The sequence below is a fragment of the Thalassovita mangrovi genome, from assembly GCF_009857745.1.
In the GTDB taxonomy this organism is placed as follows: domain Bacteria; phylum Pseudomonadota; class Alphaproteobacteria; order Rhodobacterales; family Rhodobacteraceae; genus Thalassobius; species Thalassobius mangrovi.
This window is the reverse complement of the sequence record NZ_WWEN01000008.1, coordinates 170,174-189,619: the sequence shown is the minus strand read 5'-3', so window position 1 is coordinate 189,619 and position 19,446 is coordinate 170,174. Positions and strand designations below refer to the sequence as shown.

The window sequence follows — 19,446 nt, the reverse complement described above, 5'->3', positions numbered from 1 at the left end:
CGTAGCGATCAGTCAAAGCATGCACGGCGCGATTGGGAACTTGCAGCGAAGCGTTTCCGTGAGCACAAATCCGAGGTCGATGATCTCGTTGAGAGGTGCATGACTCAGGATATTGGAAATGATCGCGAGTTGCGCGCGTTCACTTTCAGCTATGTGAAATCCGACCCATATTTCTTTAGGTCTGGCTATATCTTGGAACGCTTGGTGCGGCGGATCAAAAAGCTCGACCTCTCTGAAACCGAAAAGGTTCTGATCCAAGAGTTGATATTGAAGCGGATCGACACGAATGCGCTGAGAAACTTCCGCGACATCTGCCGCCTGATTCCAATGATCGAAACAGAAGGCTTCAGCAACAAAATCGCGGCACGTCTTCGGTCCGATGAACCAAGTATCCGGCACCGTGCGGAATTTGCAGCTTTGTATTTTCCAATTCGCGGCAAGGCCAGAGGCGTCGGATTCGAAATGGCATAGCCCAGCGATCGAAGGGGTCATTTCCGAAGTCTAGGTCAAAAAACCTAGACAAAACCTCCCTGTCAAAAACGGTCGTTGTTGATCGGTTTGCCGTAGCGGCCGAAATCGCTAGATCTTCTTGTGCCACAAAACCTTGGCAAAATCCGGTCTGGTTTTGACACGTTTTTAACCGCCCTGGCCGTGCGGTCATTCGAGCACCAGGCAGAATTGGCCAGCAAGGGCTCGAAGCAGTCATGCGGCGGCGCGGCGGGCCTTCCGTGTCCGCTCAACTCCGCTGGTGTCGTTCCCGGCCCTTTGCCGACATTCGAACTTGGTGCGGGGTACGTCCGGTCCCAGCCCAAACCGGACCTAGTCGTTCGTCCAGCATGACGGAGAGCAGCCATTCGCTGTATCACCTGATGATTGCAAAATCAGGGGGCCAATCAGACCTTCAAAGCAAACAGAGCGACTATCCTTTTCCCGGCTCCCGGTGTTTCACTCTTGTAATGATGCCAATGGATACCTACCTAAGCTATGCAAAGCATCTTCTTTCGACCTTCTGTCTCCTTACGGCCTCAGTTGATCTTATGACGACACTGGGCCGGGCCATTGCGTTTTGTGGATGGCAAATATTCTAGGAGACGACACGATGGCCAATGGCACCGTGAAATGGTTCAACACCCAAAAAGGCTTCGGCTTCATCGCCCCGGAACATGGATCGAAGGACATCTTCGTTCATATCTCGACCCTTGAACGGGCCGGGATCCAACAGCTGGACGATGGGCAAGCAGTGACTTTCGACATCGAAAGCGGACGAGACGGCCGCGAATCCGCGACCAATCTCGCGCTGGCATAAGCCTTCGGCGAATTGACCAGTGCTGCGGGGGCGACCTACGGGTTGTCCCCGCTTTTACATTTGATTTGGCCCTCTGACCTTCAGAAATGGCCATCCTATAATTAACGGAATAAAAAAACTTGATAGACATTAACTGGGGAAATCCCACGACCCTTGTCGTTTCACCGCAAGGTCACACGCAAAAGATCACCACGATTGAGCAGGCGTTTTACTGGCTTCGCAAAAAGTGGCCGGTCACAGATCTCAACCGTGATATCGCTCTCGATTACATTGATGCCGCTATGAATTGCCTCGTGACGGTCGGCACGGCCCGCAAAGCTTTCCTCTCGGCCGCAAAGAGCGCCGGCTTAATGCCGGACCATAGGGATGCCGAAATGGCTGTCGCTTTCTAATCCAGAACGCCCGGCCAGCCAGCCGATGCGCGCGAACCGGACGCCTAAAGATGCCGCCGCCGAAGCCTTCAGCTTAGCCCCGGCCCCCAACCCTTCAAGGAGATGCAAGGATGGCGAAACTCACAAAGCACTCGTTGTTCAAAGAGGGCAAGCCCCGCGCGGAAACACTTATCGACCGGACCACGCGCGCCGCGCGAGAGATCGTCGAAGACGAATTGGAACAGCGTGAGCTCAAGACGGCGCGCCTTCGCAAGGCGCGGCTCGAAAGAGAGGCCAACACACCGGCCAAAGCTCTCGAGGCAAAGTCCAAAGGCGCGCGCAAGACACCCTAAGCCAAGCCTGACAGCAAGAACTGACAGGCCGCACGAACCGACCACGACAGGTGCCGCGGAAACATGCGGCGCCTCACCTGATCCAAAGGACAATACCCGTTGCACCCCCAAGAATGGACCCGGATCCTTGCCAAATACCGCGCGCCGATCCTCTCGCGCAGTATTTTCGAACTCACCGTGACACTGACGCCTTTCTTCGCGCTCTGGGCTTTGGCTTGGTGGGCGCTGACGATCAGCCCCTGGCTGGCCGTGGCGCTGGCATTGGCAAATGCAGCATTTCTGGTGCGCCTGTTCATGATCCAGCACGATTGCGGTCATGGCGCGTTCTTCAAGAACCGCCAACTGAGCGACTGGGTCGGCCGTTTCCTGGGCGTCCTGACGCTGACGCCCTATGACGTCTGGCGCAAGAACCATTCGATCCACCATGCCACGACCGGCAATCTCGACCGGCGCGGCACCGGCGACCTGCCCACTCTGACGGTTCGGGAATACCGGGAAAAAAATTGGATAGGCCGGGTCATGTATCGCCTGGTCCGCAATCCGTTCTTCCTGTTCGGCATTGTCCCGTTCTACCTGTTTTTCCTGCAGCACCGGCTTCCGGTTGGTCAGATGCGGGCGGGTGGGCTCTATTGGCTCAGCACGCTGGCGACAAACGCCGTACTGGCGGCGGCCCTTGGCGCGATAGCATGGCTGGGCGGTGTGGACGTGCTGCTGTTCGTGTTCCTGCCGACGACGCTGTTGGCCGCGGTCACGGGGGTGTGGTTCTTCTATGTCCAGCATCAGTTCGAGGACACGGTTTGGGACCGTGAGGAAGACTGGAACGTGCAGGAGGCTGCCCTCAACGGCAGCTCGCATTACCATCTGCCCGGCATTCTGCGCTGGATCACCGCGAATATCGGCGTTCACCATGTGCATCACGCCGCCAGCCGCATCCCGTTCTATCGGCTGAGCGATGTGGTCCGGGACCATGACCTCCTCGCCCAGTCAAAGCGCATCACGCTATGGGAAAGCTTTCGCTGCGCGCGGCTTCACCTTTGGGACGAAAAAAGCCGCAAGCTGATGTCGTTTTCGGATGCTCAGAAAGTCGCCACTTGACCCCATGCACATTGCTGCCGGAACACCTGCGCGGTCTTGTCTGAAGAAGCCCCGCTCGAGAGGGACACATGACGACCAAGCTGCGGGGCAGTTGACGTCACTTCAATCTCAGCTCTTGGTGAAGCTGCGGCACAGCGTGGTCATTCTAAGTTAATATCCGGAAAGGGCCAATTGTAGCCCTATGGCTGGTAAGAGCGCCTTTAGGGGGCGAAGGTAGTATTTAGCCGGTTACGACCCCATATCTGTCTAATGGTGGTGCGCGGGACAGAGCCTTCAAGCTGACGGGCGGTCCGCAATTCACAATAGGTTCGTGCGTAGCGCCCGGGGAGCGCACGCGGACTTAACTTTAATCGACGACATCACTTCACCGTTTTCAAGGGGCCCGTTCCTCCAACGAGGCACCGTGCCCGACGCATTTGTCCTGAAGGACCTAGAATGACATACACAATCAAGACGACCGCCATCTTCCTCCAGCCCTTCGAACTGGCGAGCTTCAACGAGATAATTCCAGCCGGAGAATACGAGATCGAGACAGAGGTTCTGAATCCCGCCGACGGGATCGAGCCGGAAGGCTGGACGTCATCCGTTCTGGTTCATCTCAATCCACGAGCTTCGCATCCCGGCCTTTCCCGGACGTTGACCGTTCCTCTGGCCGAGCTCGAACAAGCGGTCGCGAAGGACAAGCTTACCGGGAAGGGGCTGACAAATTACTTCCTCGAGGAAATGCTGGCTGATCCGATGATCTGCTTGGTGATGAGGGCCGATGGCGTCTCCGAGGAGGAGATGCGCGGCCTTTATTCAGGGCGGACCCGCAAGGATACCAGTGGCGATGTAACAACGCCTGAGGCAGTCATCTTGACGGAAGTTGAAAGGCTAGAAGGAATGTCGCCTCGTCCAATGTCATCGCGACCGGGGATAGGCGAATGAGAGCTATTCCCGGCCCATGTGCCTAAAGGTCTAACCAAAGCCGGAAATGTGCCGCTAGCGCAACTTTGCAAAGTCAGCTCCGTCTGCGCAGAGCTGCCGTTGGTGCAAGCCGCAGCGAATGGCGGCTCCCCGCCCATTTTCGCCTATATGTCAACGGCAGAGTAAAAACCGACCACGGGGCGGCGCAAAAATAGGCCACTTGCGGGTTGGGTGTTACGGTTGCAAAGAGCGCTGGCGGCCAGTCGACCCCGCTCCCCAAATAGCTGGCGGCTGACTGGCCGCCTTTGGGAGAGGAAATGATGCTGCAATGTAGTCTCTTGGAAAATGTTTTGCGAAAAATTGAAAATCTCCTCTGACGCGTAGAACTATCCATCTGAATTCCCTGCTGATCCGGGCGGAATACAAAAATGCGAGAAATTTTTCATTAAATTTCAAAGTGATGAAGCGATGACTGTTTGCCTTGACCAAGGTCTGAGGCTGGCCTATCGCGGGTACCACTGGAGGACACGCTAATGGAATATTCACCGGACAGCTGGGTGATATTGAGGGTCACGCTCAAGACGCAGGACAGCACTTTCAGTCAACTAAGAGTCCTGGCCGGTTGGCGCGGCGGCTACTTGGATGCTGACATCTGGCGAGTAAATTCCGGCATCCAAGCCATCGAGGCGGATGACCTCGAGTATCGTTTCTCCGGCCACTCGGGATCCGCCTACAGGTGCCGTCTCGGCGGATATCAAATGCTGAACATCATGTGGGATGGTTTCGATCAGTTGAAGCGTCACCGGCATGTTGTCGACGCCGAAATTCTCGCGGACAGGGACTGGTCGCAACCGGGGCTCCTAGAGGCACTTCTCTCTTCGTCAATAGACGATGCTGACAGCGCGTAGGCTGTCTGGGCCCCGCGACCCAAACCAGAATCCTGAAGGCCCCAAGTGATCTTCTTGGGCGCATTGATCGGAGTTGGTGGCATGCTGATTGGGGCTTCTCCATCGACAGGTCCCTGATGGCCTAGGCCAAAGCATCAAGTCTGCCGGGCCTAATCCAGATGCGGGTTCGGCAGCTCGTGGAAAGTGCGCCGCCTTTTTCTAAGAGCTCGAGGCATAGCGCAAGCAGCGAGGATGAGGTGATCTGGTTCAATTCGAAGGCCTTGCTTTTACCTAAAGATGCATGGAGCGGACGTTGGCCGCAGAGGTAGTTAGAAATTCATGCCGGGCGCATCGCCGTTTCCAGATCGGCGACATGGATTGCTCTGAAACCCGCCAATCGTGGCCCGTTGATGTCTGACCGCACCGTGTCCCCGACAAACAGCACCTTGCCTGGATCGAGCGATAGCTGGTCCAGTACATGAGTGTAAATTTCTCGCTCCGGCTTGATGGCCCCGACCTCATAGGAAAAGACCTCAACATCTGGCGGATCAAGCAAAGAGCCCCGCACCGCCAGCCCATAGGATCTGGCAAGGTTGGAACAGATCGCCAGGCGCAGCCCCTTGGCTCGCAACATAGCCCAGATATCCGCCATTCTCGGACGCACCACGACCGACGACACTTCAATCCGTACCCGCTCTTGGATGTCCAACGCCGCCACCGGATCGATTCCAACGTCAAACAACTCCAGCCAGTCAGATATGGGCCGCGACTCCCGCATTAGCCGATGCTTCAATTCGACCCGTTTTTCAGGTGGAAAAGCCTTGAAGAGCTGCCGAATGGCGCCGCGCTTATCGGTGATTTCGACCAGCGTTCCGTAGGCATCGAAGCACACCGCCTCGATCCCGTCGAACATTGGCGGCAGTTCAGTAGCCCGTCCCACGATCATATTGCTCCGCGCGGTCCTGCCGATCCTCGCCCTTTGTCTCAGTTCGACTTGCAAATGAATATTAGCGCAGGGCGGTCATGATCACCATGGTGATCATCATTCGCGTCAGTATCGCAAAGACGTAAAGCTGTCTGCTGGCGACAAAAAGGCCATTCAGGACATGTTGCTCGCTTTCGACGTTAGAAGCATGGCGGCTAGACCTGATCACTCAGGATACCGCTGCGATCTCAGACAATGGCCAGATCGCCCCCCAAGCAACTTCCTGAACGAAATTTGCGAAAAACCGATTTAAAACAATCGCCTAGACAGGCTGATCGTTCCCCGCCATAACAAGCAACCATCATGCACCTGCTGAGCTATAGGGCGCGACGGTCTTCCTGCGACGCTCAACAAGACGGCAACTTGGGAAGGGAACCGAATTGGTAAGCGAGTATACAGCGGTCAGCGGCGAGGCCTGGCTTGGCATCCGTGCTTCGCCTGAAGCCTGTGTACGATTGTTCAAGGGGATCATGATCTCGATTTCCGACAGGCCTGGTGCAAGCGATCCCTTCTTGAAACATCTTCGATGCGCCCGGCTAACAAACTGGAGGTGCATCTGATGCCTGCCCTCGTCATCGCCGATCTCCATCTCGACCTTTGGCTCAAGGCAGGCAGGGATCCCTTCCAGGCCTGCCCACCTGAAACTCTTCGCAGTTTGGATGCCCTGTTCATCGCCGGAGACCTTTGCAACAAGCCAAAGGCGCGTTGGAGCAAGATGCTCGAACACATCAGCCGCTATGTTCCCCTCGAGCGAGTCTATGTCACGCCAGGGAACCACGATTATTATGGTCACACATTCGATAAGGACGACAGCCTGGAACGGATCGCGAAGGAGGCTGGAGCGCATTTCGTCCAGACACGCCAGGTGCATATCGAGGACACTCGGTTCCTCTGCTGCACCTTGTGGACAGACTTCCAGCTGTTTGGAGACGTGAGCGGTGGCATGCAGGATGCGCAGGAAAAATTGAACGACTACCGCTCCATTAGGGTCGCCGCGGCGGGATACAGGCGACTTCAGCCGATCGAAACGCGGCGGAAGCACCTTGAGCACCGGCAATGGCTGGAAAACAAGCTGACGGATCACTTCCCAGGCAGGACAGTTGTCGTGACACACCATGCGCCGCTACCAACGGCAGCAGAGGCCATTCACCAATCCCTTCAACCCGCCTATTGCTCTGACCTGACATCAACCATCGAGCGCAGCGGCGTTGATGAATGGCTCTTCGGCCATACGCACATCCCGGTTGAAGTCGAGATCGGCGCCGCGCGAGTCCGAAATGTCTCGCTGGGTTATCCGGACCAGGTTGCGGAAGGGCAGGAGGTTCACAGATTGCTAAGCGGGTGGATCGACACGTGATATTTCCGGTGATCAATGCGAATGTCAGGCGGAGTTAAGTCGGCTTTTCCGCGCCCATTCTCGAGTTGTATATTGGGCAACAATGCGCGGAAAGCGGAGGTTACAGCCCGAAAAACACCTGTATCGGCCATACTTTCGGGCGGGCGTTTCAAGCGCCTCAAAAGGAGAAAAGCCATGGCTCTGCGTCCTACAGACAATCAACACCGCAACGTTCAAGTCATTTCCCGGCGAGAGCTGCGTGTAGTTTCCGTGATCACCATCCCCTCCATCGAAGCGGTTGCCACTCCAAGCAACAGATCGGGAGAGCTTCCCTTATGAGCCACTGGTTTACAGCCGATCCGCATTTCGGCCATGAGAATGTCATCCGTTTCTGCAACCGTCCCTTCTCCAGTGTTGAGGAAATGGATGCACACATTCTGAAGGCATATCAGGCCCGTGTGCTCCTTGACGACGATCTTTGGATCCTGGGTGATTTTACTGCCGGCAAGACTACCAACGAAGGGCGTGAAAAGTTGCGCGATCTATTCAGTCGGATTCCTGGTCGCAGGCATCTCATAACAGGCAACCATGACCGCCCGTGGATCCGGGAACTGCCTTGGGACAGCGTCAGAGATATGGCCGATATTCTGATCGACGGCCAGCGTCTGTTTCTCTTCCACTATCCGATGATCACGTTTCCAGGCGCCCGCCGCGGGGCCCTGCAGCTCTTTGGTCACGTCCATAACAACTGGCCTGGTTCGCGCAACAGCGTGAATGTCGGTGTAGATTTGTGGAATTTCCAACCCGCCTCCTTGTCGGAGATCAAGCAACGGGCTCTCACCCTTCCCGTGAACGTATACTGGGAAGAGGTGGAGCCCGGATGCAATCTGTGACTGACGACATCACCATCCTAGCCGGCTGACCAATGCGGTGAGGAAATCGATGCTCACGCTCGAACTCCACTCGAATGCAATCTGTTTCGACTTCATGGTTGCGTTGCTCTCACCATTCACAATGCCGTCTACCTCGCCGTCTGCGCTCTCCAAGTCTTCCGCACAAGCTCGGCGGCCGGTTTGGCATGATCGCCGCGGAGAGGCGGGCAAAGAAAATTGGTTCCCACCTAATTTGCGAAAAAATGAAAATCCAGCAGCATGCAGTGGCGTAAAACCTCTGAAAACTGCCCTTATGCAGACCATTTCAGAAATGCGAAAAATATTTAATATCAAATGGTTGCAAAAATTCTTCATTGACAGGCGAGTGCAAGAAGCTAATGCGTGTCGCGCAATACCGGGCCGCTGGTTGTCTGTGAGGTAGACCGGCCTGGTAGAGACTGAACCTGCGGAGCGCACATGACCGGCATCATCATCAGCTTGCAACATCTGTCGGCGGGATTAATCGCCGGGATGGGTGAGTTTTTGTTGTGCGCCTGATCTCAACATTGAGGGCTGGCCTGCCGTGCAAGCGCCCTGAACGTGTCGAGGCAACACATACCGTATGCGCGACATCATTATCGCCTTGGGTGGGAAGATAAGGGAGACAGCGTGATTTCGAAGGAGACTATCATCGCCATCTCTGGAATTGCCGTGGGTATCTTTGGAATCCTCTGCGTCCTAAGGGCCAGTAAGGATAGCATCCAAAGTGCCGAGCCTGATCCAGAGCGAGTCCGGCGCTTTGTCGAAAGCACACCGCCCATTCCAGAACACCTCCTCAAGATCCACCCGGATAATCGGCCCCATAATCCGAAAAGCGCCGAAGACGACACTCCCAACAAGGCTCCCAGTTGAACAACGAACTTTCACTCGTCGCCAAGCTCCACGCCCGCGAACCCGCATTCTCCTTCGCCTCCCGCGTTGCCGCTCTCAACGGAGTCTCAGCCACGGACTTCTCCACGGACATGGGCTTCTCATTTACCAGGATCACGGACGGCAATGCCGACGATCTATCGGAACTCGCTACGCTTTGTCGTGTGGATCTCAACGCCCTGAGCGCCTGGACGCCCATCCATCTGGGCAACCGTGTGCATGAATTCCGCGGGCAGCATCTGCACGCTAAGGCCATCAAGGAAACCACGCTGCGCGGCTGCCCCATCTGCCTGCGGGAAGACGCTGAGAGGACTCCAGGCGCCCCCGAGCAGGTCATGCACATCCGTGGCCACTGGCTGTTTCGCCCGGTCACCATCTGCCTGGAGCACGGGCATCCATTGATCCCCTTGTGGTCCGCGCCAGCCAAGACAGACCGCTTCGATGTGGCAGCCAGAATGGCCGAGATCGCGCCGGACATTCTGTCCGGCGCGCTGGACCAGGATTTCCGAGAGCCAACCGAGTACGACCGCTGGATCGAGGCGCGCCTTCTGAGCACCCCCACGGATACATGGCTCGATCAGTTCGCCCTCTACCCGGCAGCGCATTTCTGCGAGCTTCTGGGCCGGGCCATCTGGGCAGTCAGAATCCCAAAGTGGAAAAAGTTCGAGCCCGAGCACGCTTGGATGGCCTTCGACGCGGGCTTCAAGTTTGCCAGCAAAGGTGAGGACAGCATCCGCAGCGCTCTGAGCGAGTTGCAGGCCATCATCGGCGAACCGACCGACGGCCCGAAGAAGAAGTTTGGCGCCCTATACGACCGCCTTGCCTTCGACCTCCTCAATGAGGACTACGCTCCATTCCGCGCGCTCCTGCGCGACCACATCGCGACCACGTGGCCGTTGGGACCCGGTGACGATCTCATGGGAGAACCCGTCCTGGAGCGACGGGTTCATTCGGTTCGAACCGCCTCGCGCGAACTGGGCATGGATCCTCGGCGTCTCCGCAAGCTCCTGGTGGATGTCGGCATCGTTCGCCCAGCCGAGACCGGGCAGGACGATCAATGGGAACTGTTCGACGTGGAGGAGGCCCAACCACATCTGGACCAGATCAACACCTTGGTCTCGGCCAAGGATTTCCAGGAAGTGTTGAAAATGTCGCGTTCGCAATTCGAACGTCTGCGCAGCGACGGATACTTCCCCCCTGCCGTGGATGGCGGCGACCACAAGCCCCTCTGGGACGTCCGTGCAGCCCGGAGATACCTCGAAGGCCTGCTGACTGGTGCGGAGCCCATCTATGTGCCCATGCACGCTTGGGGCGACATCCCCAAAACCGCTCAGCGGCTCAAGGTTTCCCCGGGAACCATCCTCGCGCTCCTGGAGCAGCGCAAGATCCAGAGGGTCGGCAAGCACATGACTCGCGACGGGTACGAGGCGATCCTGATAACGCACGACGAGGTCGAACGCCTGCTAGAGCGCCCGGATGCTCCCGGCATCAGCATCGAGGTGTTTGCCCGACAATGTGGCCTTAAGCCGTCCTCTGCCACTCGCTTGGTGCGGAACGGGCATGTACCTTCGACGGAAGGACGACACCCCAAGACCAGCGCTCTCCAACGCTTCCTGGCCCCTGATGACATTGCCTCTTTCCACGCCCGTTTCGTGACCCTACGCGGCTTGGCTGTCGAGCGCGGCACTCCCTGGCAGGCACTTCGACTGGAGTTGGTAGCATCGGGCGTTCTGCCATTTAGCCCAGACGGCAATGACTACGGGGCTATCTATGAGCGCCAGGCAATCAAAGACACCCCGTAGAACCGCAGGGTTAGCTACCCGCTCTCCGAGCCTCCATCCCCAAAACAATGAACGAGCCAAATGAACTACCTTATTGTACCGGAAAAAGATGTAGCTGTGAGCGACAGATACGCGGCAGAATGCAAACGCAAACAAGCAATCTCGATTGTTTGCCGCACTCGCAGAACTCGAGCAGACCTCTACTATGATTGGGGTTACTTATCGCAGGAGAGCCAGAACGTATTGCTGGCCTCAACGGAGGAGAGCCGTGAATTTTTCGAGAGTTTACTGAAGCGTTATCCAAGAACCGGATCGGCTACCGGAGTAGCGCCACAGTTCATGTTTATCGATGGCTTTCTGATTTCCGACATCGAGAAGGCTGCAAGTGAAATTTATGCGTTCCTGTCCGACATACTGAGAGGAGCATGAAGGTCTGTTTTGCAGGCACGTATCCGAAAGAGTGCCGCGGGAGTTAAGGTCAGTTTTCACCCTCCCTGGGTAATTGGCCACTTCCACTTCGGGCTTCGCGTGATGAATCTATTGGGCAACCTCCCCGACCCCAAACGCGAAATCAGAACTGCGACTGTAAGCCTTTACAGACGTTGAAAAATCTCTTTAAATTCGATTATCGTTTAAAGCGTACAAGAAATGCAAATTGCGATCAGGAATTTAAAAGGAAGACGTAATGATCATATCCCGACTGCTACGCCCGGCCGCCGCGATGACCACCGCCATTCTTCTCTCAGCGTGCGGAACCACCTACAGCCTGCCAGGCGTTACAGATGATGTGACCAGCCGCGCGGATACAATGTTTGCCCAGGCAAAAGCAGCTCCGGCACGCCAGCTTGCAAGCCCTCAGGTCGGTGAAAAGCGCTTCCGTCGCGTAGCCCACCGCATCGAACCGGTAGCACGACAGTTTTGCGAAAAAGAGCTGGCCCAGAAGAAGACTGTCGATTGCAATGTCCGTCTCGAACTCGATCGCAAAATGCAAGAGCGCAACGCATATTTCACCTATGCAGAAGCAGGCAACAAGAGTCCCGTGATCCGGTTTTCTGTGCCGATCCTTCAGGATGCCGAAAGCGATGATGAAGTCGCATTCATCCTGGGCCACGAATACGGGCACCTGATCGGTCAACACATCGTCAAGCAACAGCAGCAGGCCATGGCCGGGGCAATCATTCTCGGCGCCCTGGCCGCCTATTCAAATGCTCAAGCAGCCTCCGCCGGCGCCTATTACGATCCCAACGATGTCTCGCGCTCAATGGAGCTTGGAGCTGCGGTTGGCCAGATCGCCTTCTCCCAGACCTATGAACTCGAGAGCGACATGCTGGGAACGCGGATCGCCGCGGCAGCTGGCTACGATCCTGTCAAAGGTGCAGGATTCTTCGCGCGAGATGAGGCGGCACGGTCCAAGACCGGTCAGCTCTCATTCTGGGGAACCCATCCGGCGGACTCCAAGCGTATCGCGGTTGTGATCGCAACCATGGAAGAGATTAAGGCCAAGAAATCCCTGGCGCGTAAGCAGACCCAATAAAACGGCACCAGCCTGTACCTATTGACGAATAAACGAAGGGAGAACGATATGAAAAAACTCATGCTTACCACCCCATTGCTGCTTCTTCTGGGGGCCACCCAAAGCATCGCCACGACTACGCTGGTAAAGGCGCCTACGAACGAAGTTGAGCACGGCGGTGGCTGCCGCAAGGACTCCCCTCCCGGCAAATGTTGCCATGCCGGTTCCAAGCCGTATCACTGTCATTGAGTAATACGTTGCCCCAGTAACTCAACTGGGGCAACAAACAGCGGATTGATGGCTGTATAGGCCGAATTTTTAGGATTTTTTCGGCTGCTTGAAGGATCATTAGGGCAGAGAGAGCGGGCTTTCGTTGCGACCAGGTCCGACGGCGGCTATGCGTCAGTAGTGATCTTTGCAAAGTGCAGGCCACGACTCCAGGCTGAACGACGCACCCGGCCCAGAGCGGGCACTCAACACATAGTACAAATGCTGCAGTTGCAGCCCGCTTTCCAGACATTCGCTGCCAGTGCGATATTCCGATCCGTGAGCGCTGCTGGTTTTGCATCCAATAGCGTCCACGTTCGCGCTGAAATATTCGATTAAATTACAATTGGATGCCATACTTGGAAAATCCACACTCTTCTCTTGGATGGTTGGATAGCTTGGGATAATCTTCTCTACTTCTTGCATGGTGGGGCTCACGAAGCCACAATATCTCGTACGATTGCAGCTCGAGTCGCTCATCATGAACGAAGAAAACAAGCTCTGCCGGATTCTTAGCCTCGATGGCGGAGGAGCCAAGGGCTTCTACACTCTCGGCGTACTTGCCGAAGTGGAGGCAATGCTTCCTCGCCCCATCCATGAGACGTTCGACCTCATATTCGGCACGAGCACGGGGTCTATCATCGCAACTCTGCTCGCCACTGGGCGGAACGTCGACGAAATCCACAAGCTCTACTGCGAGCATGTCCCCAAGATTATGAGAGAACGGAAGCCACGGGAGCGCACTCTGCGGCTCCGAGAGGTTGGGGAGACCGTCTTCAAGGAGGATGGGTTCGACACAGTGCTCACCGGGCTTGGCATCGTCTCGACCAAGTGGCAGCTCGAAACACCGATGATATTCAAGAGCAGCCAGACGCAGGCACATGGTCGCAAGGCGACGTTCGTTCCAGGCTTCGGGTGCAAGCTCGCTGACGCAATCGAAGCATCTTGCTCCGCGTATCCGTTCTTTGAGCGCAAGCTCGTCACCACCAGTACCGGCAATGAGGTTGAACTCTTCGACGGCGGGTATGTCGCGAACAACCCCGCGCTTTACGCGCTTGCTGATGCTGTGGGGCCGCTCGAGTTCGCTCCGGCTGATTGCCGAGTCCTGACCATCGGCTGCGGGCAGTATCCGGAGCCACGATATTCGTTCATCGAACGCACCAAGCGCCGCTTCTGGCTGGTGCAGCTCCTCCAGAAGACACTCGAAGTGAATACCGCATCGATGGACCAGCTGCGGCAACTGCTCTTCGCGAACGTCCCGACGGTGAGAGTGAGCGACACCTTCGACAAGCCCGAGATGGCAACGGACATGTTCGAGCACGACCTGAAGAAGCTGAACATTCTCCGTCAGCAAGGGCAGCAGTCGTTCGGTCGACTAGAGAAAGATATTCACGCAATTCTATTAAGTTAAGGAGTTTTCATGGCGATTTCAGAGGCGCAGCTCGAGACGTGGTCACATATCGGCTCACAAGTACAATCGGCTGCCACATACCAAGCGATTAGGGGTGTGCTGAAGGACAAGAGCGCTCCGTTCGCGGGGCGAGGATTTGACGTCCATCTACAAGGCTCTTACGGCAACGACACCAACGTCTACTCGGAGAGTGACGTTGACGTCGTTATCTGTCTGACTGATGTATTCAACAGCGATATCGGACAATTGGACGCTGCTGACACGCTTATCTACGGAGCGAACAAGGGAGGCGGAGTTGCCTATGGCTTTGATGAGTTCAAGGCTGACGTTCTGGCTTGGCTGACGGAAAATTACGGCACGGGAGTGAAGGCAGGAAAGAAGGCAATCTTCGTTCCAGGGAACAACGGTCGGCGCGATGTTGATGTGTTGGTGTGCATCGAGCATCGTCGGTACACGCGGTATCGCTCGATATTCGACAATTCCTACCATACCGGCATCTGCTTCTGGACCACCGACAACGAGGAGATCATCAACTTCCCGAAGCAGCACATGGAGAACTGCACGACAAAGCACCAGGCGACGACCGATCGATTCAAACCAAGCGTTCGCGTGATTAAGAACATGCGGAACGCCATGATAGACGCCCATTACATCGCCGACGGTGTAGCCCCTTCCTACTTCTTGGAGGGGATGCTTTGGAACGTGCCAACGCAGAACTTCGGCTGGACGTTCCAACAGACCGTCGAGAACTGTCTGGCGTGGCTGGATGGTTGCGACCCGACCCAACTGGCGTGCGCCAATGACCTGCATTGGTTGATACGAGATGGGGAGAACGTCTGTTGGAACATGGCGGACTTCCATACGACGATGGCGGCGTTGCGCCTGTACTGGAACACTAGCGGCCGCTGACTACAGCCCATCCTGCCCTCGACCATGGCAAGTGCTCCTACGAGGAGATAGCGGGCCGAGTTGCAGGACGCGAGCTACTATAATAGCGGCCATTCGTTCAGAACGCGGCGAATGGAAGTTATCCGCCCTTACTAACCGATCGGCCTGGTTCGCTTTGGGATGGGAGCGGACGTTTAAGGCCTAACGCAGAACTTCAGTTTCGAACCTTTGTTGCAGAATTTTTTTGGGTAGGGATTGTAGGCAGTGATCCATTCGGTGCAGCTTATCGCTGTTTAAGTAAGGAAAAAGCATTTCATGCATTTCATCTCAAAATTAGTTTCAGCCGCGGGGCTTGCTCTGTTACTTGCCGTCACAGCACATGCCGAGACCGTCTCCCCGAAAGAAACCTCCTACTACGTTGGGGAAACGGTAACCGTCGAAGGCGTCGTCAGCCAGGTCTCCACGAGCAACAGGGGAACGACCTTTATAAACTTCGGCGGGCGCTACCCTAACCACATCTTTTATGCTGTGATCTTCAAGAATAACGCAGATCGGTTCTCAGGCGTTCGATCGCTTGAGGGTAAGGCAGTCGCCATCACTGGGGCAATTGAGCTTTATAAAGGCAAACCTCAAATCATTCTTAGGTCGCCCAGTCAGATAGAATTGCGCAATTAGGAACTGGTTTGCTTCACTGGCCGCTCCTCCAGTCCCAGGGCATGACGAAGCGACTTTTCCATATACCGCGTTTCGCAGCTTTGGCTTCGCGTTCTTGCGAGACGTAGTCTAGTCCATATTGCCGGTATGCGACGGCCCAACCATTAGCCACGAGCCACCCGTTGATATCGACACCCTCCTGATAGCACTTAGCGACTAAACGGCCATACCTGTCTTTGTCGATCACACGGCATTAGACCGGCGCGCGGCCAATTTTATTCGCGAGTGCATTGGCCGCGTCGGCTCCGCAGCGCCATTCGCTCTTATTGGGCAAGAGACATTTCTGGCGGCTCTCGATCGCATCAATGGCATGTAGCCTGATCCGCGTCCCGTGTATTTCTATAGTGTCTCCGTCAATCACGCTTGCTGTTCCGCTGATTAAATTCTGCGCAGCTATTGGCGCGCCATAAGCAGCCCAAAAGGAGATCATTAGAAAGAAGACGTAGCGACGCTTGGACATACTATTCCTGGCCCTCGACTATATCAATTTTTCGGACTTAAGCTTTACCGGTAACATCTCACCCTATCCACGATGGTGAAGGAAATTCGACGTATATTGAAGTCAGTTCATTTTCCCCAGGTATGACAACGCTCAGATCGGGCTTCATACTCAACGGTGGTCAATCAGTATCCCTCTCTCCCTGAAACTGTCACTATCGCGTGCATCTCGAATCCGTCCACTCACTTGTATCAGCGAGTTTCTAGGAAAGGGGGCAAACTCTAACCGGCCCGTCCCCACTATTGCTGGCGACCGAAAACAAAAGGACGGCGGGACCAATGGCCCCGCCGTCCTCATGGTTCAGCTCAACAAAAACAGCCTCCGAAGTAAGCGCCTAAAGGCTTAAAATTGGCCTTGACGCCCGATGCGCACGCTTATGGTTTCTTTTGCGCACTCATCTGCTTTTTCTGACTGCGCCTATTCAGCCCCGGATCAGCCGCATTTCGAATAGCCGCAGCTCATGCAGGTCATGCAGCCCTCGACCATCCGCATTTCGAACTGGCCGCAGCTCGGGCAGGCCTTGCCGCGCGGCGCGCCGCCGACTGCCATCACTTCGGCCTTGGGATCGGATTTCAGCCCCATGCCCTCGCCCTCGATGAAGCCGATGCGGATCAGGTGCTGTTCGATCACCCCGCCGATGGCCGCCAGGATCGAGGGGATGTATTTGCCCTGCATCCAGGCGCCGCCGCGCGGATCGAACACCGCCTTCAGTTCCTCGACCACGAAGGACACGTCGCCGCCGCGCCGGAACACCGCCGAAATCATCCGGGTCAGCGCCAGCGTCCAGGCGTAATGCTCCATGTTCTTGGAGTTGATGAAGACCTCGAACGGGCGGCGGTGACCGCCGATCAGGATGTCGTTGATGGTCAGGTAGATCGCGTGCTCGCTGTCGGGCCATTTCAGCTTGTAGGTATGGCCTTCCAGCGCCTGCGGCCGGTCCAGCGGTTCGGCCATGTAGATCACGTCGGCGCCGGCATCGATCTCGGGGGCCTTTTCGCTTTCCTCGCTGACGCTCAGAACCGATCCGGTCACGTCGTTCGGGCGGTAGGTGGTGCAGCCCTTGCAGCCGGTCTCATAGGCTTCCATGTAGACGTCCTTGAAGCCTTCGAAGCTGATGTCCTCGGGGCAGTTGATCGTCTTGGAAATGCTGGAATCGACCCATTTCTGCGCCGCCGCCTGCATCCGGACGTGATCCAGCGGTTCCAGCGTCTGGGCGTTGACGAAATAGTCGGGCAATTCCTTGTCGCCGAACTTGTCGCGCCACATCTGCACCGCGTAATCGACCACCTCTTCCTCGGTGCGCGAACCGTCCTTCTGCAGCACCTTGCGGGTATAAGCATAGGCGAAGACCGGTTCGATGCCGGAACTGACGTTACCGGCGTAAAGCGAAATCGTGCCGGTGGGCGCGATCGAGGTCAGCAGCGCGTTGCGGATGCCGTGCTTGGCGATCTCGGCGCGCACGTCGTCATCCATCTGCTGCATGGTGCCGGAAGCCAGGTATTTGTCCGCGTCGAACAGCGGGAAGGCGCCCTTTTCCTTGGCCAGATCGACCGAGGCCAGGTAGGCCGAACGCGCGATCGCGTGCAGCCAGTCTTCGGTCTGCTTGGCCGCCTCGTCGCTGCCGTAGCGCAGGCCCAGCATCAGCAGGGCATCGGCCAGCCCGGTCACGCCCAGCCCGATCCGGCGCTTGTTCTGCGCTTCCAGCGCCTGTTCGTGCAGCGGAAATTGCGACGCGTCGACCACGTTGTCCATCATCCGCACCGCAAGGCGCACCAGTTCGTCCAGCTTGTCCTGGTCGAGCTTGGCCTTCTTGCCGAACGGATCGGCCACCAGCCGCGCCAGGTTGATCGATCCCAGCAGGCAGGCGCCATAGGGCGGCAGCGGCTGTTCGCCACACGGGTTGGTGGCGGCGATGGTTTCGCAATAGGAAAGGTTGTTGGCCTTGTTGATGCGGTCGATGAAGATCACGCCCGGTTCGGCGAAATCATAGGTCGACTGCATGATCTTGTTCCACAGGTCGCGCGCCTGCAGCGTATGATAGACCTTGTCGCCGAATTTCAGCTCCCACGGGCCGTCCGCCTTGACCGCTTCCATGAAGTCGTCGGTGACCAGGACGCTGAGGTTGAACATCCGCAGCCGCGCCGAATCCGACTTGGCGGTGATGAAATCCTCGATATCGGGGTGATCGCAGCGCATCGTCGCCATCATCGCGCCGCGACGCGAACCCGCAGACATGATGGTGCGGCACATCGCGTCCCAGACATCCATGAAGCTGAGCGGGCCGGACGCATCCGCCGCCACGCCCAGAACATCCGCGCCGCGCGGCCGGATGGTGGAAAAATCATAGCCGATGCCGCCGCCCTGCTGCATGGTCAGCGCCGCTTCCTTCAGCATGTCGAAGATGCCCGACATGCTGTCGGGGATGGTGCCCATGACGAAGCAGTTGAACAGGGTCACGTTGCGCCCGGTGCCGGCGCCGGCGGTGATCCGGCCGGCGGGCAGGTATTTGAAATCCTCCAGCGCCGCGTAGAACCGCTCTTCCCAATGTGCGGGGTCCTTTTCCACCTCGGCCAGCGACCGCGCGATCCGCCGCCAGCTGTCTTCCACGGTGCGGTCCACCGGGGTGCCGTCGGCCTCTTTCAAGCGGTATTTCATATCCCAGATCTGTTCGGAAATGGGCGCGGCGAAACGGGTCATGGGGCGGTCCTTCGGTTTTGGGTGAATCGGCATGGCATCGGCGTAAGACGGCTTCGATACACCAGGCGGAACGCAAGTCTCAACGCCAAATTCCCCCACACCCGAGAAATATAATGTATTGTGAGCCTACCACAACACCTTGCCCACGGCTATCCTCAGGCTACAATATCCGGTGAACTTCGGGACGACTCTGTGGGTAAGCTGTGGAAAACTATATCAATCTGATCAAGCTGAGCGTCGGCACCGAAGATGTCGACAACCTGGCGCTGTGGCAAAAGATGCCGCACGCCCAGACGCCTGACGGATTGCCGCGCCACGTCACCCGGATGTGGCCCAAGCGGGAGGCCGAACTGCTGAACGGCGGGTCGATCTACTGGGTGATCAAGGGGGTGATCCAGTGCCGCCAGCGGGTGCTGCGGCTGGACGAGGTGATGGGCCAGGACGGCATCCGCCGCTGCGCCATCGTTCTGGACCCCGAATTGCACCGCACCGCCCAGGCGCTGCGCCGCCCTTTCCAGGGCTGGCGTTACCTGAAACCCGAAGACAGCCCTGCCGACCTGACCGCCACCCGCAAGACCGAAGAGCCGCTTCCGGCGGAACTGTCCGCCGCGCTGGCCGAGATCGGCGTTCTGTAG

At 56.9% G+C, this 19,446-nt stretch carries 21 protein-coding genes; 16 read left to right on the top strand and 5 right to left on the bottom strand.

Annotated elements, in window-relative coordinates:
* From GR167_RS20190 to GR167_RS16825, 7 genes are all read left to right on the top strand, one after another.
* A partial coding sequence (locus GR167_RS20190) for a hypothetical protein (protein WP_212770017.1) occupies positions 1 to 471 on the top strand: 471 nt, incomplete at its 5' end.
* 628 nt (positions 472 to 1,099) lie between these two features.
* Positions 1,100 to 1,306: a cold-shock protein gene (locus GR167_RS16850; protein ID WP_160974892.1), complete on the top strand. Its 207-nt coding sequence runs from the start codon at positions 1,100 to 1,102 to the stop codon at positions 1,304 to 1,306.
* Between the two features lie 119 nt (positions 1,307 to 1,425).
* The gene (locus tag GR167_RS16845) at positions 1,426 to 1,698 is read left to right on the top strand and encodes a DUF982 domain-containing protein (RefSeq protein ID WP_212770016.1); all 273 of its coding nucleotides are present in this window, start codon (positions 1,426 to 1,428) and stop codon (positions 1,696 to 1,698) included.
* A 110-nt stretch (positions 1,699 to 1,808) separates the two neighbouring features.
* Complete coding sequence (locus GR167_RS16840; protein WP_160974891.1) at positions 1,809 to 2,030, top strand: hypothetical protein; 222 nt, start codon at positions 1,809 to 1,811, stop codon at positions 2,028 to 2,030.
* 99 nt (positions 2,031 to 2,129) lie between these two features.
* Positions 2,130 to 3,125, top strand: coding sequence for a fatty acid desaturase (locus GR167_RS16835; protein ID WP_160974890.1), 996 nt, complete (start codon positions 2,130 to 2,132; stop codon positions 3,123 to 3,125).
* A 435-nt stretch (positions 3,126 to 3,560) separates the two neighbouring features.
* Entirely contained in the window at positions 3,561 to 4,052 is a 492-nt protein-coding gene (locus GR167_RS16830) for a hypothetical protein (protein ID WP_212770015.1), read from the top strand.
* Between the two features lie 512 nt (positions 4,053 to 4,564).
* The gene (locus tag GR167_RS16825) at positions 4,565 to 4,939 is read left to right on the top strand and encodes a hypothetical protein (protein ID WP_160974889.1); all 375 of its coding nucleotides are present in this window, start codon (positions 4,565 to 4,567) and stop codon (positions 4,937 to 4,939) included.
* A gap of 316 nt (positions 4,940 to 5,255) precedes the next feature.
* Here the strand turns inward: GR167_RS16825 and GR167_RS16820 are convergent, their stop codons facing one another.
* The gene (locus tag GR167_RS16820) at positions 5,256 to 5,831 is read right to left on the bottom strand and encodes an HAD family hydrolase (protein WP_160974888.1); all 576 of its coding nucleotides are present in this window, start codon (positions 5,829 to 5,831) and stop codon (positions 5,256 to 5,258) included.
* A gap of 631 nt (positions 5,832 to 6,462) precedes the next feature.
* On the opposite strand from GR167_RS16820, the gene GR167_RS16815 reads away from it, so the two are divergent.
* From GR167_RS16815 to GR167_RS16795, 5 genes are all read left to right on the top strand, one after another.
* Positions 6,463 to 7,260 (top strand): metallophosphoesterase, encoded by a 798-nt coding sequence (locus GR167_RS16815; RefSeq protein WP_160974887.1) that lies wholly within the window; start codon positions 6,463 to 6,465, stop codon positions 7,258 to 7,260.
* Between the two features lie 314 nt (positions 7,261 to 7,574).
* Positions 7,575 to 8,132 (top strand): metallophosphoesterase, encoded by a 558-nt coding sequence (locus tag GR167_RS16810; protein ID WP_160974886.1) that lies wholly within the window; start codon positions 7,575 to 7,577, stop codon positions 8,130 to 8,132.
* Between the two features lie 887 nt (positions 8,133 to 9,019).
* On the top strand, positions 9,020 to 10,843 hold the full coding sequence (locus GR167_RS16805) for a TniQ family protein (RefSeq protein WP_160974885.1): 1,824 nt from the start codon (positions 9,020 to 9,022) through the stop codon (positions 10,841 to 10,843).
* 60 nt (positions 10,844 to 10,903) lie between these two features.
* Complete coding sequence (locus tag GR167_RS16800; protein ID WP_160974884.1) at positions 10,904 to 11,251, top strand: hypothetical protein; 348 nt, start codon at positions 10,904 to 10,906, stop codon at positions 11,249 to 11,251.
* Positions 11,252 to 11,543: 292 nt separating this feature from the next.
* Complete coding sequence (locus GR167_RS16795) at positions 11,544 to 12,356, top strand: M48 family metalloprotease (protein ID WP_235915998.1); 813 nt, start codon at positions 11,544 to 11,546, stop codon at positions 12,354 to 12,356.
* 381 nt (positions 12,357 to 12,737) lie between these two features.
* Here the strand turns inward: GR167_RS16795 and GR167_RS16790 are convergent, their stop codons facing one another.
* Positions 12,738 to 13,028 (bottom strand): hypothetical protein, encoded by a 291-nt coding sequence (locus tag GR167_RS16790; protein WP_160974882.1) that lies wholly within the window; start codon positions 13,026 to 13,028, stop codon positions 12,738 to 12,740.
* A 55-nt stretch (positions 13,029 to 13,083) separates the two neighbouring features.
* Here GR167_RS16790 and GR167_RS16785 point away from each other — a divergent pair, with 55 nt between their 5' ends.
* From GR167_RS16785 to GR167_RS16775, 3 genes are all read left to right on the top strand, one after another.
* Positions 13,084 to 14,013, top strand: coding sequence for an anti-phage phospholipase (locus GR167_RS16785; RefSeq protein ID WP_160974881.1), 930 nt, complete (start codon positions 13,084 to 13,086; stop codon positions 14,011 to 14,013).
* Between the two features lie 9 nt (positions 14,014 to 14,022).
* On the top strand, positions 14,023 to 14,922 hold the full coding sequence (locus tag GR167_RS16780; RefSeq protein WP_160974880.1) for an anti-phage nucleotidyltransferase: 900 nt from the start codon (positions 14,023 to 14,025) through the stop codon (positions 14,920 to 14,922).
* Between the two features lie 294 nt (positions 14,923 to 15,216).
* Positions 15,217 to 15,576, top strand: coding sequence for a nucleotide-binding protein (locus GR167_RS16775; RefSeq protein ID WP_160974879.1), 360 nt, complete (start codon positions 15,217 to 15,219; stop codon positions 15,574 to 15,576).
* 13 nt (positions 15,577 to 15,589) lie between these two features.
* On the opposite strand, the gene GR167_RS20425 is transcribed toward GR167_RS16775, so the two are convergent.
* The 3 genes from GR167_RS20425 to GR167_RS16765 all read right to left on the bottom strand — a co-directional run bounded on the left by GR167_RS20425 (position 15,590) and on the right by GR167_RS16765 (position 18,811).
* Positions 15,590 to 15,802, bottom strand: a complete 213-nt coding sequence (locus tag GR167_RS20425) for a thermonuclease family protein (protein WP_212770014.1) — start codon at positions 15,800 to 15,802, stop codon at positions 15,590 to 15,592.
* A gap of 6 nt (positions 15,803 to 15,808) precedes the next feature.
* Entirely contained in the window at positions 15,809 to 16,075 is a 267-nt protein-coding gene (locus GR167_RS20180; RefSeq protein WP_212770013.1) for a thermonuclease family protein, read from the bottom strand.
* 471 nt (positions 16,076 to 16,546) lie between these two features.
* Positions 16,547 to 18,811: an adenosylcobalamin-dependent ribonucleoside-diphosphate reductase gene (locus GR167_RS16765; RefSeq protein ID WP_160974878.1), complete on the bottom strand. Its 2,265-nt coding sequence runs from the start codon at positions 18,809 to 18,811 to the stop codon at positions 16,547 to 16,549.
* 203 nt (positions 18,812 to 19,014) lie between these two features.
* Between GR167_RS16765 and GR167_RS16760 the strand changes: the two genes are divergently transcribed.
* Positions 19,015 to 19,446 carry a DUF1489 family protein gene (locus tag GR167_RS16760; RefSeq protein WP_160974877.1) on the top strand — a complete coding sequence of 144 codons (432 nt, stop codon included), beginning with the start codon at positions 19,015 to 19,017 and terminating at the stop codon, positions 19,444 to 19,446.

What these genes read in the sequence shown, in the direction of transcription:
- GR167_RS16850 (WP_160974892.1), top strand. Translation starts at nt 1,100, where the DNA reads ATGGCCAATGGCACCGTGAAATGGTTCAACACCCAAAAAGGCTTCGGC.
- GR167_RS16840 (WP_160974891.1), top strand. Translation starts at nt 1,809, where the DNA reads ATGGCGAAACTCACAAAGCACTCGTTGTTCAAAGAGGGCAAGCCCCGC.
- GR167_RS16830 (WP_212770015.1), top strand. Translation starts at nt 3,561, where the DNA reads ATGACATACACAATCAAGACGACCGCCATCTTCCTCCAGCCCTTCGAA.
- GR167_RS16825 (WP_160974889.1), top strand. Translation starts at nt 4,565, where the DNA reads ATGGAATATTCACCGGACAGCTGGGTGATATTGAGGGTCACGCTCAAG.
- GR167_RS16820 (WP_160974888.1), bottom strand. Translation starts at nt 5,831, where the DNA reads ATGTTCGACGGGATCGAGGCGGTGTGCTTCGATGCCTACGGAACGCTG.
- GR167_RS16815 (WP_160974887.1), top strand. Translation starts at nt 6,463, where the DNA reads ATGCCTGCCCTCGTCATCGCCGATCTCCATCTCGACCTTTGGCTCAAG.
- GR167_RS16810 (WP_160974886.1), top strand. Translation starts at nt 7,575, where the DNA reads ATGAGCCACTGGTTTACAGCCGATCCGCATTTCGGCCATGAGAATGTC.
- GR167_RS16800 (WP_160974884.1), top strand. Translation starts at nt 10,904, where the DNA reads ATGAACTACCTTATTGTACCGGAAAAAGATGTAGCTGTGAGCGACAGA.
- GR167_RS16795 (WP_235915998.1), top strand. Translation starts at nt 11,544, where the DNA reads ATGACCACCGCCATTCTTCTCTCAGCGTGCGGAACCACCTACAGCCTG.
- GR167_RS16790 (WP_160974882.1), bottom strand. Translation starts at nt 13,028, where the DNA reads ATGCAAGAAGTAGAGAAGATTATCCCAAGCTATCCAACCATCCAAGAG.
- GR167_RS16785 (WP_160974881.1), top strand. Translation starts at nt 13,084, where the DNA reads ATGAACGAAGAAAACAAGCTCTGCCGGATTCTTAGCCTCGATGGCGGA.
- GR167_RS16780 (WP_160974880.1), top strand. Translation starts at nt 14,023, where the DNA reads ATGGCGATTTCAGAGGCGCAGCTCGAGACGTGGTCACATATCGGCTCA.
- GR167_RS16775 (WP_160974879.1), top strand. Translation starts at nt 15,217, where the DNA reads ATGCATTTCATCTCAAAATTAGTTTCAGCCGCGGGGCTTGCTCTGTTA.
- GR167_RS20180 (WP_212770013.1), bottom strand. Translation starts at nt 16,075, where the DNA reads ATGTCCAAGCGTCGCTACGTCTTCTTTCTAATGATCTCCTTTTGGGCT.
- GR167_RS16765 (WP_160974878.1), bottom strand. Translation starts at nt 18,811, where the DNA reads ATGACCCGTTTCGCCGCGCCCATTTCCGAACAGATCTGGGATATGAAA.